The organism is Pseudoalteromonas sp. SR45-6, assembly GCF_014163545.1.
GTDB lineage: Bacteria > Pseudomonadota > Gammaproteobacteria > Enterobacterales > Alteromonadaceae > Pseudoalteromonas > Pseudoalteromonas rhizosphaerae.
In genome coordinates this window covers 1-18804 of sequence record NZ_JACJDM010000020.1, presented here as the reverse complement: position 1 = coordinate 18804, position 18804 = coordinate 1, and the positions used below count along the sequence as shown (strand labels likewise).

The following is an 18804-nucleotide window of genomic DNA, read 5'->3' as shown; positions in this document are numbered from 1 at the left end:
TATTCCTTCGTTATTTTTTCCAAAAGCTATGAGTAAAAAGTGCAAAAACAGTAAAATATTCTAACCGACCCACGATCATAGCGACCGAGAGTATCCAAATACCGGTGTCTGAAACGGGTTGAAAGTTAGCGCCAACTTCACCAAATCCAGGGCCAAGTACATTGACGCATGCAGCTACTGCAGTAAATGCGCTCCAAAAATCCAGACCCGTTGCCATAAGCAACATTGTAAACAGTAAGCTTGAACCAACAGCAAAGGTCATAAATGCCATAATTGCATGGCGTACATCTTCTTTAACGGGCGATCCTTGATACTTCAGTGTAAATATCGCTCTTGGGTGAAGCAGCTGTTTAATATTGTTATTAATCATTTTGCCAACAATAATGTTACGAATTATTTTATTTCCGCCAGCCGTTGAACCTGCACAACCACCAAGATAGCCGGCAATAACCAGTAAAAACCCAGCCTCAGCTGGCCAGTCAGTAAAGCTTGCTGCGCCATAACCGGTGCTGGTAATAAAAGAAATAATATGAAATGTAGAGAAACTAAATGCTTCAAGTACATTTGAGTAGCTGTCTTTAAGCAGTAGCATGGTGGTTAAAAGAACCGATAAAAGCACCACTATATAAATAAAATAACGCGTCTCTTCATCATGATAATAACTAGTAATGGCTCTTTTGTGCGCTACTTTGAAGTGCAAGGCAAAGTTAATCGCTCCTGCAAGCATAAATACATTAGCTATCCACAGCAGTAAGTGGCTGTGGTAATACCACATACTGGCATCATGGGTTGAAAAGCCCCCAGTTGAAACCGTGGTAAAGGCATGTGCAATCGCATCGTAAAAACTCATTCCGCCAGCATAATAGGCTAAAGTACAAAGTACGGTGATTGCTAAATAAACGCCCCATAAATAATGAGCGGTACTGGCAACGCGCGGAGTTAATTTTTCGTCTTTAATGGGGCCTGGTGTTTCTGCTTTTAATAATTTCATGCCACCAATATTCAACATAGGTAAAATAGCCACTACAAAAATTACAATGCCTAAACCGCCCATCCATTGTAAGAATTGTCGATACAATAAAAAGCTAGCAGGCATGTTATCGAGCCCGGATAACACCGTTGCGCCAGTGGTGGTTAAGGCGCTGATTGACTCAAATACCGCGTCGCTAAAGTTAACGCCAGTGACGACTAGAATAGGAATGGCGCCTAACACACCGGCTATAATCCACGTTACTGTGGCGTAAATAAGTGCATCTCTGAATGTTGCGGCGGTTAGATCAGTTTTACGTAAATTGATAAGTAGCACTAAAGCGACAGAGATCATCGTTGCGCCAGGAATAAGAAATGCGCTAATAACTCGGTCTTTAAAAATAAATAATGAAAGCGCTGCAAAGACCAGTTGTACCACTCCCATCCAAATAATAGGAAAGGCGAGTAGTCTTAAGGTGATTTTCCAATTTATCATCAATACGCCTTATCAAATACCTATAGCAGGTAACACGCAATCACTAAAGTTGAGTTGAATATACGGGATCAAATAGTAAAGTCAGCGCTGCACTGCAAAGCTTTATAAAGATTTTATAAATGAGATAAAAAACTTTATAAAAACTTTATAGAGGCAATATTGAAAAGGCAGTAACCTATGTAGTTAATTGTCAGAGGAATCGTTAATGAATCAAGTGCAGGGCAAACCAAGCAAATATAAAGCATTTTTTTTGGCGGTGATAATGCCGATCATTGTAGTTATGGCGATTTATCCGTTACGAGATTGGTTTTCGACCACCGACATTGTGATGTTACAGCTGTTATGGGTCGCCTGGGTTGCAGTTCGCAGTAACCGACGCGTTGCAGCCATTACCACCTTGGTCAGTGTAGCGTGTACCGATTGGTTTTATGTTACCCCGTATTTTACTTTTCATATTGAAAATATTGAGTATCTAGTTACTTTTATCGTGATGCTCATTGTGGGACTGATGATCAGCCAGTTAGCGGGCGAATTAAACACTAAGGTGCGAGATGTACAATTACACGCGAGTAATAGTCGAACACTGTATGAGCTGGCTAAAGGATTAAATAGTTTAGACGCACTGGATGAGCAAAAGCAGTACTTTCAGCAGCTTATTAGCGAGCATTTGGCCATTACTTGCCAATTTCAACAAATGCGTCAGCAAGTGGCAGGTGAATTTATGCTATTAAGTGATAAAGAGCAAAGTATGGGGGGGTTTGCTTTTGCAACGTTACTGTCTGAAGGACAAAGGAGCTTCGTAAATACCGCAATTTCATTGTTGTATCAGGTACATGAGAAAACCTTACTGAGGCAGCAGTCGGCGGCAATTTCAGTTCAAGCTGAACTCGAGCGTGCTAAAAATGCATTATTACGCAGTTTATCTCATGACTTGCGCACGCCACTGGCAACTATTATGGGCGCCTCAAGCATGTTGGCCGATGATGAGATCACACTCAGTGAAGCGATAATAAAAGAGCAGGCCGGTAATATTTATGAGCAAAGTAAAATTCTTAATCAGCATTTTGACAAGGTGATGGAGCTTAGCCGAGTAAATAAAATGGGCGAAAACCTGTGCTGGCAAACAATTAACTTGCAAGCTTTGCTAAGCGAAGCAAAAGCACGTAGGCAGCAGCAATTAGCGCATTTTGTGGTAACAACAAATATTGATGCCAATTCGAGCTGCCAAGGCGATGTGACACTGTTAGAAATAGCACTGGCAAATATGCTCGAAAATGCATGGCGTTATGGTGATGGTGATGGTGAGGTGGTTGTTGAATTTACCCAAAGCCGTTACGAGTCAGCGGTGAGTTATCAATTACTATTGAGCAATAAATTAATTAGCAAGCCACAGGCAAGTGCTGATGAAGGTGTAGGGCTTGGCAGTGTAATTTGTGATGTGGTTGCTAAGTTTCATCAAGGCACATTTTCACTGACGATAGATAACGATACAGAAATGGCCTTGGCAAAATTAATCTGGATAAAAAATAATGACTAAAATCTTAATACTTGAAGATTCTCCGCCGTTGCAAAGCTTTTTAAAAACCTTACTGCAAGCCAGTGGCTATGAGCTGAGTATTTGTGATAAAGGGCTGGATGGTTTTGCACTTTTAAGTGAGCAAAGTTATGACCTTGTATTATTAGATTTAGGGCTTTTGGATATGGATGGTCAAGACTGGCTAGTGGAGTTTAGGCAATGGAGCCAGTTACCGGTATTAGTGCTTTCAGCTCGTGATGGTGAAGTGGAAAAAGTCACTGCGCTTGATAATGGGGCCAATGATTTCCTTACTAAACCTTTTAGCGCCAATGAACTATTAGCGCGTATTCGGGTGTTACTGCGTACTAATAATCAAGTCAGTTTTGCGTTGCAATGTGGCGACATTTGTATTGACCCAAATAAGCATATTGTGCGTGTTGGTGACAATGAGGTTAAGCTGACTAAAAAGGAATATGCAATCTTACTGTTATTATTTCAAAATAAAGATAAGGTACTGACTCATAATGCAATATTAAGCCATATATGGGGAGAGCAATATATAAATCGTCCTGAATATGTGCGTGTGCATGTAGCGCAGCTAAGGCAAAAATTAGAGGCAAATCCCGCAAGCCCAAAGTATTTACTTACTGAGCCTGCGGTAGGATATAGATTAGTAGATTAAAGTATTAAAGCGCTCTTTAGTTCACTTTGAAATAGCTAATGTACTGCTTCAGTGTTTTTGATAACTCAGCCAATGCGACTGCTTCTTGTGCATTGTTTTTTAAGGATAAACTGGTTTCCTTAGACATGTTAGCGATTTCCTCTACACCAGAACTAATTTCTGACACAGTGGCAACTTGCACTGATGTTGAGTCGACAATTTCAAGCACTTTTTCCAAGGAATCATTAGCTTGTTGTTGTATCTCTTGCAGTAGTTGATTGGCTTCATCCATCAATAATAAACCACTTTCTACTTGTGGTACTGTGGTTTCCATCGCAGTGACAGATGCTTGGGTATTATCTTGGATCTGTAAAATCATTTTCTCAATATCACCGGTCGCATCACCTGTACGTTGGGCGAGTTGCCTAACTTCATCAGCTACAACGGCAAAACCACGTCCAGATTCGCCTGCACGAGCGGCTTCAATAGCTGCATTTAGCGCTAGTAAGTTAGTTTGATCTGAAATACTACGTATCACACTTAATATATCACCAATGTTTTTAACATGATTTTGTAGTATGTTTACTTGTTTGACTGTTGCTTTCACTGTAGTTGATATGCCGCCAATTTCGGTTGCTACTTTTTGCACCGATTGACTACCTTGTTGTGATAATTGTGCGGTAATTTTTGAATTATCTTCAGTTTGTTTTACTGCACTGGCAACTGAGTGAATGCTATGGCTCATATTGGCTAAATTGGTGACGGCAGAGTTAGTTAGCGTAACTTGATTATCTGCGGCATAAAGTGCTTGTTGTGAGCCTGAGGCGACACTTGCTGAATGAGATGAAAGCTCTTGTGAAGAATCAATAATGCTATTGACGATAGCTTTCAATTCTTTTTGCATTACTTGAACTGATGCCATCATACTATTAGGGCTGCAGGAATTTATTTCAGTGGTTAAATCACCTTTAGCGATACGTGCAATTACTTCTGCTGCTTCTTGAGGTTCACCGCCTACTGCATTTTTAATTTTTGAACTAATAATATAGGCAATTACAGCGCCAATAATAACAGCCAGTGCAGTTAATGAAATCATACATAGCTCAAATGAGCTGGTTATCTCACGTGTTTTATCCGTTAAATTATGATTTGTTTGTTCTTGCAGATTGATGAATTGATTAATGCTGTCCAACCATTCTACAAATGAGGGACGCGCATCGGTTAGTAATAGCATAGTTGCGTGCGTTATATTATTAGCACGTTTAGCGGCGATAATATTTTCCACTAAGGGGAGGGTATGCTCTTCTATCTTATCAATTTTTTTCATTAGGGAGCGCTCGTGATCAGTCATTTGATCAACCAAGCTCGCCATTTTTTCATGCGATATTTGGTAATTGTTATTGAGCTCATTTATTAAGCTAATCGTATCGCTTAAATCACTAGCATTTGTTAATAGCACCACATCCCGTATTGCTATTGCCCTATCATGTACTGCGCCCCTAAAATCAATAGCATAACGCTGCTTAACAGAATTTATATCGTTAATTTCAGTTATATTATTGTCAATTTGACTTACTTGAGATGTGCCAATAATGGTTAATGTGAGCATCATTAATAAGATCACTCCAAAACCAGTGGCGAGGCGCATATTTATGGTCATATGTTTTCCAGTATTATTTGGTGCGATTTTATATTGGCTGATTATAACTCAACGTAATTCGTTAAGTGGAATGACTTACAAAACGAATTTACTTTTCTAATAATCAGTTATGTATCAATAATGTTAATGTTGAACAATTAATGTGCAGTAGTCAAGTTAATGAGCAACTGCACTTTTGAATTGTAAAGCTTAAAAAAATCTATCTCGATAGACCGAACCGGAATGAGTGCATCGCTTAGCTGTAAAACCACCTTAAACAGCCAAAACGAAAACTAACTTAGTCGTACTTTGCCTCTAACTCGTTAGCGGAATGAAATTTCTCGTGAGTTTGTAATTGCTCATCGTATTTAACGAGATTTTTAAAATGTGCTAGTTGACCTGCATTTTTAACAATTTCAACAATAAACGACATCATAAAATCAGCACCGGTTAGAGAGTCTCCCACTAAGTAACGTTTACCTTCTAAGCGGTCATTAAAGTAACTAATAACTTTGGCGGTTTCTGCATCGGCATAGCCTTCTAAAAATTGCGTTTTAGCGCCATCTTTTTGCACAAACATTTTTAATAATAGCGGTAAAATTGCTGAGCTTTCAGCGAAGTGCAGCCATTGCTGGTAGTCAATATAGTCTTTACTGTCACGGCTTGGCGCAAACTTACCGTTACCGTATTTACTGATCAAATAGTCGGTGATCGCACCTGATTCAGCAATTATTTGGCCATTGTCCTCAATCACTGGTGATTTGCCTAGTGGATGAATCGCTTTAAGCTCATCAGGAGCTAAAAAGGTTTCACTGTTGCGTTGATAAGCCACAATTTCGTAGTCAACGTCTAGCTCTTCGAGTAACCAAATAATACGTTTAGAGCGTGATTTATTTAAATGATGTAACTTGATCATAGTTATCCTTAAAAGCGCAGCCGTTGCTGCGCAGGGTAAATTTAAAGCGGTTTATTTACTTGTACTACCGTTTTGCCAAAGTTCTTGCCGTCAATCATATCGTTAAACGCTGATACGGTATTTTCAAAACCTGTTACTAAATGTTCACGGTAATGAATTTTTCCTTCGCTGAGCCATTTTTGCATATCAGTGGCGAACTCATCATAACGATGGCCATAATCATCAAAGATAATAAAGCCTTGCATACGAATACGCTTAGAGAGAATTTGACCCATTAGAGCCCCCATGCGATCAGGTCCTTGTGGTAACTCAGTCGCATTATATTGCGACACTAAACCACATAATGGTACGCGCGCAGCGGTGTTTAATAGTGGTAATACGGCATCGAAGACTTTTCCGCCCACATTTTCATAATAAACATCAATACCTGCATCACATGCGTCAGCTAACTGTTTGGCAAAGTCATCGCTGCGGTGGTCAATACAAGCATCAAAACCAAGCTTTTCGACTGCGTATTGGCATTTTTCATTGCCGCCTGCCACACCGACTACTTTACAACCTTTGAGTTTAGCAATTTGCCCAACAGTTGCACCTACTGGGCCTGTTGCTGCTGCAACCACCACTGTTTCACCTTCTTTTGGTGCACCAATATCAAGTAGCCCCATATAAGCGGTAAAGCCAGGCATACCCATAATACCTAATGCATACGATGGATTACTTGGCTCTTTGCCTAATGGCATTAATCCTTCGCCATTTGAAATCGCATATTCCTGCCAGCCTGTATAGGCTAGTACCCAATCGCCTTTTGCAAACTTGTCGTTATTTGATTGCTCAATTTGACATACGGTTGCGCCAACCATGACATCGCCAATCTCAACAGGGTCTGCATATGATTTTGCATCACTCATGCGGCCACGCATGTATGGGTCTAATGATAAATAAATAGTGCGTAGTAATACTTCACCTTGTTGTAGTTCAGGCATTTGTACGCTTTTAAATTCAAAGTTATCAAGCGTTGGCGCACCATGAGGACGAGACTTTAGAGTAAATTGTTTATTTGAAATAGCTTGCATAATTTTTTCCTTGTCTGATTAAAAGAAGGCTGCATAACGGCTGTAAATCTAAATGCTCAGTCGTTATAGTCTCTGCAGCGAATTAAATGCTTAACTAATGAAATTAGGGCTGGGTCTATTAAATTCAACAGTCAGTATAGATAAGTTTATCGCTATATGGTTAATCTGTTTTGCAGCTATGCAACGATAAAATTTCTAGCTAAAATTTTGCAAAATTGCAGTTGAGGATATTTAAAATCTAATAGCTGCTCAGCGCGTTTAATTACGACAATATAAAAAAGCAGACACTACAATGAGTGCCTGTTTTATATTTATAAATCCGGTAATTATGAAAGGGCATTTTACTGCTTAATTACGCGTGCGGTTTAATTAAGTATTTTTCACCTGTGGCTTGTTTTGAATAAGCCTCAATAGATTGTAACTGTAATACTTCAGCAAGCGACACTTCATGGGTGTAATTACTGGCAAAAGTGGTCGTGATTTCATCTGCTATACGTTTGCGCATTGCTTTTACTGTACTAGGGTTCAGTTTGCCTAGTGCATTAAATAGTAAGAACCCGTTAACACCCCATGCAAAACCAAAGTTGCGATTTAGCGTAATTGGGCCGCGGTTTAAGGCACCATAAATATAAACTTGTTTGAAAGTGTCTGAGCCATAAACACTGTATTCAGTGATATCACGTGTTGCAGCGACTTCCATACAGTTAAGAATGTCACTCGTTAGTTGGCCACCACCAATTGGATCAAACGCAATCGTTGCACCGGTTTCGATAATTGCGGCTGTTAAATCAGCAAGGAACGTATCATTACTTGAGTTAACAACATACTTTGCCCCCATATCACGTAGTAACTTTTCTTGCTCCGGCTTACGTACAATATTGATTAAATCAACACCATCGGCAATACAAATTCGATTTAGGATTTGACCAAGATTAGAGGCCGCTGCGGCATGAATAATCGCTTTATGGCCTTCAGTACGCATTGTTTCAACCATTGCTAATGCAGTAAGTGGGTTAACAAAAGCCGACGCACCTTCTTTAGCCGTCGTTCCTTCTTTTAATTCTAAGCAGCTTTGCACATTTGCGCATATAAATTTGCGATACGTACCACCACCAATTACAGCAACAGTTTTACCCATTAATGCTTGTGCAGCTGGCGATGAGCCTGCGGCCACAACCGTACCTGCGCCTTCATTGCCAACGGGTGTGGCTTTACCAACACGTGTTTTAAGTGATGGCATAAATTGAGCAGGAACATCAGCGGTAATAACTGGGTTTTGCTCAGTACCAGTTTGCTTTGCACTGGACATATCAGCGGCGCTGAATAAAACGCCTAAGTCAGATGGATTTAATGGCGTAGCCTCAATACGAATCACTACTTCATCGGCACCAGGTTGTGGCATATCGATATTTCTTAGGGCAAGCGTTAGTTTATTATCTTCACTGATAGTTGAAGTAAGTTGGATATTTGTATCTGTCATAATGTTCGCTCCTGATAATGTGTATTAATTAGTGCAATAGCTAAGTGTTATTTAGCATGTGTTATCTGAATATGAGCTTGCGTAAAGCTGGCTCGACTCAACAACACATAAAAATGTAATGTAAACGCATGCGTTTAGGTTAAGTACATTATTACTTGTTTAAATTTGCTTATATATAGGAGAAAATGCGAATAACTTTTGTCTTTAAGACAATAATGTTATTTATTGAAAGGAGAGGTTAGATGGATCAACTACGGGCAATACGCTACTTCATAAAAGTTGTTGAAACGGGTAGCTTTACCAAAGCGGCGAGCACGTTTAATGTGCCGCCTTCTTCTTTATCAAGACGAGTGGTTGATCTAGAAAAAAGCTTAGGAGCAACGCTTTTAAAACGCACAACCCGGCTTGTGAAGCTGACAGAAGTGGGGCAAATTTACTATAACGACGTTCAGCAAATAGTAAACCAGTTAGAGCAAAGCCACGAAACTGTGCGCAGTTATCAAACAACACCAATGGGGCGCTTATCAATAAGTTCGATGGTAAGTTTTGGTGATAAAATATTACTACCGTTGTTAGATGAATTTAATGCGTTATACCCTGAAATTATACTCGATGTTAGCTTCAGTGATGAACTATCGACATTGGGCCGTGACGATGTTGATATTGCTATTCGCGGTGGTTATGCACCCAATGAGCGCGTGTTAGCCATAAAATTGATGGACAATGAGTTTATTCCTGTAGCGTCACCAGGTTATTTACAGCAGCACGGTGTGCCTAGTCATGCTATGGCGTTAAAGCATCACAATGGCCTTTATTTTAAGACGCCACTAGGGCCAACCCCTTGGCTATGCAAAGTAGATGAGCAATGGCATGACGTGTCAGGGCCTGCTGTGGTTATTTCGAATAACGGAGCATGGCTTAGTAAAAAAGCCTGTAATGGGGAGGGCATTTTAATGTCAACTCGCTGGGCACTTGCTCCATACCTTGAGTCGGGCGAGTTGCAAGAACTTAAGTTTGAACATCAGCTTGCGGTAACGCAAAACTCTAATATGGCTATTTATTTGTTATATCAAAAACAGCGATATTTAGTACCAAAAGTGAAAGCCGCCGTAGATTTTTTGGTACAAAAAATAAAGGTAGAAGCCGATTGAGCACAAAGTTATAGAGCTTTCTATTAGCGTCACAGCACTGTTAATAAAATCTTTTTAGTTATTAAAGAAATTGAAAAATTAAATGAGAAAGCACACAAGTTGTGTTAAAAATAACCTTTAGATAGATGTTGTTAGCGAGGGAATGAAATGAAAATACAACTGTTGGTTTTACTGCCACTGCTAGTCAGTGCTTTTGTGAGCGGTTTGGTAAAGGCAAATGATGAAGTATTGTCGGTCGATCAAGTTGCGTTACAGGGAATGCAGTTTAGTTTTGAAAATGATGCCAAAGTAAGGCCTAAAAACAGTGATTTCAGTGTGGTTAACTCTGTGCTGATGAGCAGTGAGCAAGGCCGGCGAGTCGCAGTGGTGACAATTCGTAATGACGCGTCAGGTTCACGCATTTTACAGGCTGAACATATTATGGCGTTATTTGCCGATGGCAGACGAATATCGCCTATGGCTCTGGCTGACAATATTAAACTAGACGATGGTGAGCAGCGCACATTAACGCTGTCGTTTGGCGAAGACAATTTCCCGATTTTGAGCATCTTCACCAGTAATAATTTAAATTAGGAATAATAATAAAATGAAAGCGATGATCTGTGGATTGAGCTGTGCAGCACTTTTTAGTGCCACCAGTATTGCGCAGCACAGTAAGGAGTTTGTGCCTGATAATGTGTTTACTCAAGGCGTTGAAGGACCTGTTTTTTATAAGCAGCATTTATACGCAGTTAATTTTGCTGATCAGGGCACCATTGGTAAGGTTGATAACAATGGTAAAGCCAGCTTATTTTTAAAGCTGCCAAATGACAGCGTTGGTAATGGTTTGCAATTTGATGGCCAAGGTAATCTCTATATTGCGGATTATGTAAATCATAATATTTTAAAAGTGCCTGCTAATAGTAAAAGCGTTGAGGTTTTTGCTCATAATAAAACCATGAATCAACCAAATGATATTGCCATAACTAAACGCGGTGTGTTGTTTGCCAGCGACCCTAATTGGGCTGATGCTACCGGCAAATTATGGCGTATAAATACAGATGGCAGTACTCAATTATTAGAAGAGAATATGGGCACCACCAATGGTGTGGCGGTTAATAACAGCAATAGTAAACTCTACGTAAACGAAAGCGTGCAGCGGATTATTTGGCAATATGATCTTGATAGTGAGCTAAACATCAGCAATAAGCAGCCGCTGATCACATTTGACGATCATGGTATGGACGGCATGCGTGTTGATAACCAAGGTAACCTGTATGTAGCCCGTTATGGCGCAGGTGTTATTTTAAAAATTAGTCCCGCAGGTAAGATATTGCAAACCTATACTTTAACAGGGCAGCATCCAACCAATGTGGCATTTAATGACCAGCAAACCAAGCTGTTTGTCACTATGCAAAAACGCGGTGCGATTGAAGTGATAAATGTGGAGTAAAACTGCGGACATTCTGTGGGAATTGACTTAGTTGTGATTGTTTAAAGACCCTAATTTGCACAAAGAGAAGTGAATGAGGGTAAATGAGACACCCAGAAATACGACGGGCAACGGATTAATCCTAGCACCTAGATACTTTTCTAGAACCTTTACCCATGTAGGTCGCTATTTATGGCGTCAATATTTTCCTCATCAGCGCAGCGTCTCATGACTTCTTTGTGAATAAGTTACTTAGAGTCCATCTGCAAGATGAGTAGCAAATGTTTTGATTCAACTAATCTAATATGAAAAGCGCACCGGGCAGGGTGCGCTTTAAGGGTTTAATCCTGTGTTGCTATGAGCAATTTGGGATTAACTAAAAACTCGGTGAGTAACGAACTGCAACGCCCACTGTACGGCCAATAACGCTGTAATCACTCACAGTATTAAAGTGGTTAGCGCCAATGTCAGGTGTTGGTGGTGCTTTGTCAAACAGGTTATCGATACCAAAGTTAACCGCGATAGTGTCGGTTGCTTGCCACGATGCAGCAAAGTCCATGTAGTCTTGTGCTGAAATTGTTTCTGTTCTATCTACAGCATAGTCTACTTCACCGATTCTGCGCCAGCCTAATTGGAAGTTCATGGTATCTAGCTGCCAATCAAACGTGGCGCGATGTTTATAATCGGCTTGTAAGATACTCGCAAAATCGCCTGAACACGCGCTACCGTAAGTGCCTTTACAATCAACTTCGGCTACGGTGCTATTATTTTGGCGAGTTTGTTTTGTTACAAAGTTACCTTGGTATGAGAGCCTAAAGCGACCGCCTAAATCCATTGGTGCATCAAATACATAGTTGGCTGCTAAATCGATACCAGCTTGTTCAATCGCTGCAAGGTTAAAGTCATTTACGATCGCGGTGCTAATAAAGCCCGTGTTTGGATCGCGAAGTACTGCGCCACACAATGGGTTGTTCGGATTTGGATCGTCGATATAGCAGCTTTGTAATGCTGCAGCAGGTTGAATTTGACTTACCGCATCGGTTACACGAATGCTATAGTAATCAAGTGATAGGTCAAAGCCCTCAATGTAACTTGGAGTATAAACTACACCTAACGTATCTGATTCTGCTTGCTCAGGCTTGATGTTCGGATTACCGCCATAAGTATACTCGGCTGTTGTTGAGTCATACTCAGTGCCTACTGGTGGTGCGCCAAAAGCGGCACATTGCGCTGCGTCCCCCGTACCTAGTAAACATGGATCGCCATTAAAGCGACCAGCAAAGCGTGGTACAAATTGGTCACTATTTTGGTCAAATAAAGCTAATGATAACCCCGTGATCGGACTTGCGAATTCGCCTAAGTTTGGTGCTCTAAATGCAGTGAGCTTATTAGCACGAATACGGATATCATCGTTAATTGCCCAGTTTATGCCAAGCTTATAAGTGTCTTCGGCTTCGGTGTTTGAATAATCAGAAATACGGTAAGCACCTTCAAAACTAAGTTCTTTAGCAAATGGCATATCAATTAAGATCGGCACTAAAATTTCTGCATAAAACTCACTACTGTCGAAGCTGGCGTCCATATCAAATGCGCTAACTGAGGCAAAGCTAGTGCCATTTCTAAATGCATCCCCTGGAGTTTGCTTGCCCGTTTCTTTGCGGTACTCATAACCAATTGCAAAATCGACATAACCGGCAGGTAATTCAAATAAGGCACTAGAATCGCCAGAGAGAGTTGCAGCAAATACACTTTGAGTACGTTCACGGGTGGTATATAACAGTGGATCGCTAAATTCATTTAGATCTAAATTAGGATCAAAAATATCGCTGCTATTGGCAATATTGCCAAAGCGACTATTGCCACTGTTATCATTTTTATAGCCATTGTTGTAAATTGTAGCGACTTCGTCAGTTTGACCGTATTGACCATAAATGTCGTAACGTAAATAATCGTTAATATCGCCTTTTAAACCCAGTTGAAATTGTAATGAATCACGCACGGCTTCAGTATGTTGAACGCCAAGGCCTAAATTACGCTCAACATTGACTAGCGCATTTCCATCAGCATCAAAGGTGAGTTGTTGGCGTAGTTCATCAGGAATATATTGGTTATCTTGTGTGAGGGTTACTTGTTCATTAACAAGAATAGGTGTTTGGCCGCTAGCGCCGGCGCCATTAACGGTTACTTTTGAATACATAGCGCGGCCGTAAATGATTGCGCTGTCACTGGCATCCACATCAAATAATAACCCAGCAGAAAATCTATCCATTGGCTGAGTTAAATAACGGTCGCCGGTAAAGTCACTGGTTTGACGGTCGCTCACGACTTGCCCTGCATCATTAATCGCTAAACTGTTGCCGCTGGCAACATCGGTGTAAAACCCGCCGCTATTAATCATAGTCGCGCCATTCTCTAAGGCATAATCACGTTCACCAGCAAGTAACTCTTTACGTTCAGAATAACCAAGGTAGCCAGTAATATGGCCACTACCATCAGCTATATCGCCACCAAAAATGGCTTCAAAATTAAGTTTTTCATTGCCACCATCAGCTGTTTCATAACTACTTGAAAACTCAGCGCCGGTAAAGTCATCATCAAGCACAAAGTTAACCACGCCAGCTACTGCATCGGCACCATAAACAGCAGCCGCACCGCCAGTTAAAACATCAACACGTTTGATCAAACCGGCAGGAATTGTATTGACGTCAACTGAGTTACGAAAACTAAATGGCACAGCGCGCGTACCGTCAATTAATACCAAAGTTCGGTTTTGACCAAGACCACGTAAATCAATAGTCGATGAGCCAAATGAGTCACCTACCGTTGCACCTGTACTATTAGCGCCCGCTGCGGCTTGTGGTAATTTTGCGGTAATATCTTCTACATTAACCGCGCGATCTAGGTGTATTTGTGCTTCGTCAACACTCACTACTGGGCTACTTGAAACTAATTCTGTGCGCTGAATTCGCGAGCCAGTAACAGTAATTACTTCAGGTTTTTTTTGCTGCACTTGTTGCTGTTCAGCGGCCAATAAAGCAGGGCTAGTAGTGGCAATAACTGCCAGTGCAATTGGTGATAGCAGGTGGAGTGGGCGCATTGAGTTAGGTTTGCAGTGTTTCATGGTCTGTTCCCGTGGTTATGTATTTTTTGCTATTATGAATTTTATCGTTGTCGGTACACTCAGTGTGTTGGTAAGTTTTAAAGCATTTTTAACGTATTTGCAATAATTATTCTTTCAATATTTAAAGTTAAGGTATAAAGTATTCTTGAGTTTGAAGTGAATGTACATTCATTAGTATTTTGATTTTTAAGGGTAAAAAGAATGCATCAGCATATATTACAACTGTATAACAGTGCTAAAAAACAACAAAGATTAATAATTGGTCTGATGAGTGGGACTTCATTAGATGGATTAGATGTTGCATTGTGCAAAGTCTCAGGGCATGGCATGGACACCCAAATTGATGTGTTAGCCTTTGACACCGTTGATTATGATGATGACTATAAACAGAAAATAAAAACAGTATTTGCCAAGCGCGAATGTGATTTGGAGTTAGTTACTTTACTTCACCCTTGGGTGGGGCAATTACATGGCAAAATGGTATTGCAGTGTTTAGCTAAATGGAAAGTTGCTGCAGCTGATATTGATGTGATTGCAAGTCACGGGCAAACTATTTATCACTGCCCTAAAAGTCAGCATAGCCAGAGCGATTTTAATCATGGCACTTTGCAAATAGGTGATAGCGACCATTTAGCGGTTACGACAGGTATTACCACGATTGGCGATTTTAGACAAAAGCACATTGCAGCGGGCGGAGAAGGCGCACCACTTGCGGTATATGGCGACTATTTATTTTTTAGCAGCTTAACTGAAAATCGTATATTACTGAATATGGGTGGCATTGCTAACCTGACTTTTTTACCACAATCTGCTGATGCGAGCGCTGTATTTAGCTCTGATATTGGCCCAGGTAATACCATTATGGACGCTTATATACAGCGTTATTTTGCGCCGCTTCATTATGACAAAGATAGTTTAATTGCCAACCAAGGCCAGATAAATCAGCCGCTGTTGGATGAGTTATGCCAAGATGAATTTTTTAATTTAGACTTTCCTAAGACGACAGGCCCTGAAGTTTTCAATTTGGCTTATTTACACCAAGCACAAACGACAACCAACACCCTACAGCTAAGCCACGAAGATGTGATGGCAACACTAAATCGATTTTCGGCGATGATGATTGCACAGGCTATTAATCAATGCAGTGAAAAATTAGCCGATGTTACAGTTTATGCCAGTGGCGGGGGAATACATAATCCACTGTTGATGAAGCATATTTTATCTTTGTGCCCACAGTTACATGAGATTAAAAATACCCATGCTCTAGGTATCGACCCAGATGCGAAAGAAGCAGTTTTGTTTGCGATTTTAGCGAACGAATGTTTAGCGGGTGGCCAGCAACGTTTTGGTAATCAAGCGCAGGGCATACCCACCATTACTATGGGTAAAGTCAGCTTTGCGGATTAAAATAATGATAAAAATGAACTACTAAAACTTGTCATATATTGGCGCAGTGAATGATTTTTAGAAACTAGAGCCGGCTCGTATTGTGGTATATAACCTGCGCCATATTCCTTGATTGCGACATCAAATTCAGCACTGTCTTTGAGGGTGGCATGTAAACCATGCAACATTAATTGCAGCACATATTCGTCGCTTTCATCACTGAGAGTTATTTTTTCAAGTGTCAGCGTTACCGTACCGGCTTCTATATCGCTCAGACGCAGTGTGTATTGCATAAAGTAACGTGCATCACGCGCTGCTATATGTGTTGCACTTAACGAAATAGTGTCGCCTTCATGCGCATCTTCTGGTAATACACAAAGCAGTGTAATTTCATGCTCTGCGTTTGCATTTAGATGCAGCGTATCGTACTCCATAGTATGTGCCATGGCAGCTGATAGCGGATCTTCAAAAGATTGCAGTGCAAAGTTCAAGCGCACTAAAGGAGTGGTCATTGAGGTCAGTCGTCTTTTCTAGGTTAATTAAATCGAATGGAAATTATCCTATAGTTTAATTGCAGATTTATGACTAATTGAACGTATTTTCATCATTTTTAACTTGGCGTGCTAAAACAATGCAGCAGCAGTTGTTTATAGGTAATATCAAGCTTATAAATTTTATAATAATAAATTTAAAATCCATTTTTAAATGTTTACTTAATAGCAGCAAGATTGGCTGATTTACAAACGGGTAATAGCACTCGCATTAAACTGTGATTTGGGTATAGTCAACTTAATATAAATAGCCGAGAATTATCATGTTTAAACGAATAGCGCTCTTTTTATCAGTATGTTTAGTGCCGCTACTGTCTTTTGCTGTAGATAATAAGCCGTTTGTAGGGCAGATAAGTGCGGCTGATTTACTTAACGATTATCAGCAATTTTCCAATGAATATAATAACTTTGTGCCAACTGTTGCCGATACACAAGCCATGCAAACACTCAGAGGTAAAGATATTTTGGTGTTATTTGGCACTTGGTGTCACGATAGTCAGCGTGAAGTACCACGGTTACTTAAATTACTTGATAGCTCCAAGGTGGCATTGGCCAGCTTAAAGTTGGTCGCTGTCGGTTATGATAAACGCGATCCTGAAGGGATTGCAGCACGCTACCAATTAAAGTATTCACCAACGATTATAGTATTAACAGCAGGCGAAGAGCTTGGGCGGTTAGTTGAAAAACCAAAGGCGTCTATTGCTTCAGATTTAAGTCAATTTAATCCAGTAACAGAGTAAAAGTATGAGTGATCAAATTATTGCTGCTATTTTGGTATTTGTTGGCTGTATTGTTTTAAGTTTAGTTTTTCACTTTGCACTGAAGAAGGTTGAACGTCGTTTTGATGGCCATGCCGCGGAATCGTTTCGTTTAATTTCAAACTCACAAAAAGCGATTTTGATTTTTATTGGCACTATATTAGCGCTCTCTAAGCTTGATTTTGATGTAACTGGTTTAGTCGCTGGCTTGGGTTTAACAGGGTTTGCGTTAGGGTTTGCGCTTAAAGATGCAATTTCAAATCTCGTTGCAGGGATAATGGTTGTGCTTTATAGACCTATTAAGTTGGGTGATAACATCGAGGTCGCGAGCTGTAAAGGTGTCGTGGTCGATTTAAACCTCAGATATATTACTTTACAGACCGATGGCTGTCGTCATTTAGTTCCCAATTCATTGATGCTCAGTAATAAAGTAACAATAAATAACTCGTAATATTTTCAACTAGCTAATTACAAATGAGCTGATTAAAATAGCCTATAAATCTAAGAGTGATGACTAAACTAATGTTTGAGCAAGTAATCGCGTTAATTGATGAAGCAAATAGTCAGGATCCAAATCAAGAACACTATGCAGGTAAAGTGTGGCCTAAAGAGCGTTTATATTCAGAGCGTATGACGCAGATGTTAAACCGTTTTAAACCTGATGCTGATGAGCTAATGCATATTGCTGTGAGAGCACAGCACATAAAGCGTTGGTGTTCGCCGCGAAGTCACTTTCCAATGGATAAACAAGGCTATCATCAGTGGCGCAGTGCGTTGTATATTTTTCATGCCAGTACTGTGGTTGAATTAATGCAGCAAGTTGGTTGTTCTGATGTTGATCAGCAACGAGTATATGCAGCGGTTGCGAAAAAACAAATCAAGCGAAATCCTGATAGTCAATTGGTGGAAGATATCGCAAGTTTAGTGTTTATTGAGTATTACATGTTGGCATTTGTGCAAACAAAACCAGCCTACGATGAGCAAAAGTGGATTGGGATTTTGCAACGTACGTGGCAAAAAATGTCTACTGAGGCACATGACTTTGTGTTGGCGGGTAATATTACTTTACCAGCGCCGTTAGTACCGCTAATTGAAAAGGCGCTTGCACCGAGTTAATATCTCACTGCGATGAGTAATAAAATGCAAAGGAGCTGGATATGCGCTGCCCAAGGACAAATATAGAACTCACTAAACTAATGGTCGGGGGGATCGAGGTTTTCTCATCCGCTAATGGCGGGGTGTTTTTTGATAATCGCCAGATTTTTAATTTTAGTGATCCATCTTTAAAAAGAGCGCTGGTGCTTGCTGAGCACTTGGCTGCTTTACCTGACACAGACGTTGATTTAACGGCACGAATTAATTGCCCTAAGTGCCCGAGTGTCGTGATGATGCGGCGCTTTTTTACACCTCTTCATGTGGTCGAAATTGATGAGTGCCCAAGTTGTGCGGGTATTTGGCTAGATCCAAAAGAACTTAATAAAATTCACGACAATCACTTAACAGCGAAAGAAAAACAATTACTAGTGAACCAGCAAGCCAATAATCATGGTTTTATACCAATCGTGTTAAGTTACTGACCATTTATAGCGACAGATAAATGGAGTGATAACAAGACATAAATTTTGACATGTAGTTGTTCTACATGAAAAATTTATAACGCAGTTAGCGCTTTATTT

Annotated in this window: 16 protein-coding genes and 1 pseudogene; 10 read left to right on the top strand and 7 right to left on the bottom strand. The window is 40.3% G+C overall.

Features of this window, described 5'->3' with window-relative positions:
* Positions 1-10 precede the first annotated feature (10 nt).
* The gene (locus tag H5158_RS10510) at positions 11-1465 is read right to left on the bottom strand and encodes a TrkH family potassium uptake protein (RefSeq protein ID WP_182739982.1); all 1455 of its coding nucleotides are present in this window, start codon (positions 1463-1465) and stop codon (positions 11-13) included.
* Between the two features lie 205 nt (positions 1466-1670).
* Here H5158_RS10510 and H5158_RS10505 point away from each other — a divergent pair, with 205 nt between their 5' ends.
* A complete protein-coding gene (locus H5158_RS10505; protein WP_182739981.1) occupies positions 1671-3002 on the top strand; it encodes a DUF4118 domain-containing protein in 1332 nt (443 codons plus the stop codon).
* Positions 2995-3663, top strand: coding sequence for a response regulator (locus H5158_RS10500; RefSeq protein WP_149981938.1), 669 nt, complete (start codon positions 2995-2997; stop codon positions 3661-3663). Before H5158_RS10505 ends, H5158_RS10500 begins: the two co-directional genes overlap by 8 nt.
* 16 nt (positions 3664-3679) lie before the next feature.
* Here the strand turns inward: H5158_RS10500 and H5158_RS10495 are convergent, their stop codons facing one another.
* The 4 genes from H5158_RS10495 to H5158_RS10480 all read right to left on the bottom strand — a co-directional run bounded on the left by H5158_RS10495 (position 3680) and on the right by H5158_RS10480 (position 8750).
* Complete coding sequence (locus H5158_RS10495) at positions 3680-5302, bottom strand: methyl-accepting chemotaxis protein (protein WP_182739980.1); 1623 nt, start codon at positions 5300-5302, stop codon at positions 3680-3682.
* Positions 5303-5579: 277 nt separating this feature from the next.
* Entirely contained in the window at positions 5580-6197 is a 618-nt protein-coding gene (locus H5158_RS10490; protein ID WP_182739979.1) for a glutathione S-transferase family protein, read from the bottom strand.
* Positions 6198-6238: 41 nt separating this feature from the next.
* Positions 6239-7270 carry an NADP-dependent oxidoreductase gene (locus tag H5158_RS10485; protein ID WP_182718258.1) on the bottom strand — a complete coding sequence of 344 codons (1032 nt, stop codon included), beginning with the start codon at positions 7268-7270 and terminating at the stop codon, positions 6239-6241.
* A gap of 352 nt (positions 7271-7622) precedes the next feature.
* Positions 7623-8750: a zinc-binding dehydrogenase gene (locus H5158_RS10480; RefSeq protein WP_182739978.1), complete on the bottom strand. Its 1128-nt coding sequence runs from the start codon at positions 8748-8750 to the stop codon at positions 7623-7625.
* A 242-nt stretch (positions 8751-8992) separates the two neighbouring features.
* Here H5158_RS10480 and H5158_RS10475 point away from each other — a divergent pair, with 242 nt between their 5' ends.
* The 3 genes from H5158_RS10475 to H5158_RS10465 all read left to right on the top strand — a co-directional run bounded on the left by H5158_RS10475 (position 8993) and on the right by H5158_RS10465 (position 11333).
* The gene (locus H5158_RS10475; RefSeq protein ID WP_149981934.1) at positions 8993-9901 is read left to right on the top strand and encodes a LysR family transcriptional regulator; all 909 of its coding nucleotides are present in this window, start codon (positions 8993-8995) and stop codon (positions 9899-9901) included.
* A gap of 147 nt (positions 9902-10048) precedes the next feature.
* On the top strand, positions 10049-10474 hold the full coding sequence (locus H5158_RS10470) for a hypothetical protein (protein WP_149981933.1): 426 nt from the start codon (positions 10049-10051) through the stop codon (positions 10472-10474).
* Positions 10475-10487: 13 nt separating this feature from the next.
* Entirely contained in the window at positions 10488-11333 is an 846-nt protein-coding gene (locus H5158_RS10465) for an SMP-30/gluconolactonase/LRE family protein (protein ID WP_182739977.1), read from the top strand.
* A 355-nt stretch (positions 11334-11688) separates the two neighbouring features.
* Here H5158_RS10465 and H5158_RS10460 read toward each other — a convergent pair whose 3' ends face one another.
* Positions 11689-14433 carry a TonB-dependent receptor domain-containing protein gene (locus H5158_RS10460; RefSeq protein ID WP_182739976.1) on the bottom strand — a complete coding sequence of 915 codons (2745 nt, stop codon included), beginning with the start codon at positions 14431-14433 and terminating at the stop codon, positions 11689-11691.
* A gap of 201 nt (positions 14434-14634) precedes the next feature.
* Between H5158_RS10460 and H5158_RS10455 the strand changes: the two genes are divergently transcribed.
* On the top strand, positions 14635-15840 hold the full coding sequence (locus tag H5158_RS10455) for an anhydro-N-acetylmuramic acid kinase (RefSeq protein WP_182739975.1): 1206 nt from the start codon (positions 14635-14637) through the stop codon (positions 15838-15840).
* Here H5158_RS10455 and H5158_RS10450 read toward each other — a convergent pair.
* Positions 15837-16331 (bottom strand): hypothetical protein, encoded by a 495-nt coding sequence (locus H5158_RS10450; protein WP_182739974.1) that lies wholly within the window; start codon positions 16329-16331, stop codon positions 15837-15839. The two genes, H5158_RS10455 and H5158_RS10450, sit on opposite strands and share 4 nt — an antisense overlap.
* A gap of 302 nt (positions 16332-16633) precedes the next feature.
* Between H5158_RS10450 and H5158_RS10445 the strand changes: the two genes are divergently transcribed.
* The 4 genes and pseudogenes from H5158_RS10445 to H5158_RS10430 form a co-directional block, all read left to right on the top strand.
* Positions 16634-17110 carry a thioredoxin family protein gene (locus H5158_RS10445; protein WP_182739973.1) on the top strand — a complete coding sequence of 159 codons (477 nt, stop codon included), beginning with the start codon at positions 16634-16636 and terminating at the stop codon, positions 17108-17110.
* A 4-nt stretch (positions 17111-17114) separates the two neighbouring features.
* On the top strand, positions 17115-17579 hold the full coding sequence (locus H5158_RS10440) for a mechanosensitive ion channel family protein (protein ID WP_182739972.1): 465 nt from the start codon (positions 17115-17117) through the stop codon (positions 17577-17579).
* 71 nt (positions 17580-17650) lie between these two features.
* Positions 17651-18244: a DUF4202 domain-containing protein gene (locus tag H5158_RS10435; RefSeq protein WP_182740001.1), complete on the top strand. Its 594-nt coding sequence runs from the start codon at positions 17651-17653 to the stop codon at positions 18242-18244.
* Positions 18245-18285: 41 nt separating this feature from the next.
* Positions 18286-18690: pseudogene (locus H5158_RS10430) on the top strand (zf-TFIIB domain-containing protein); the annotation flags it as partial.
* Positions 18691-18804 lie beyond the last annotated feature (114 nt).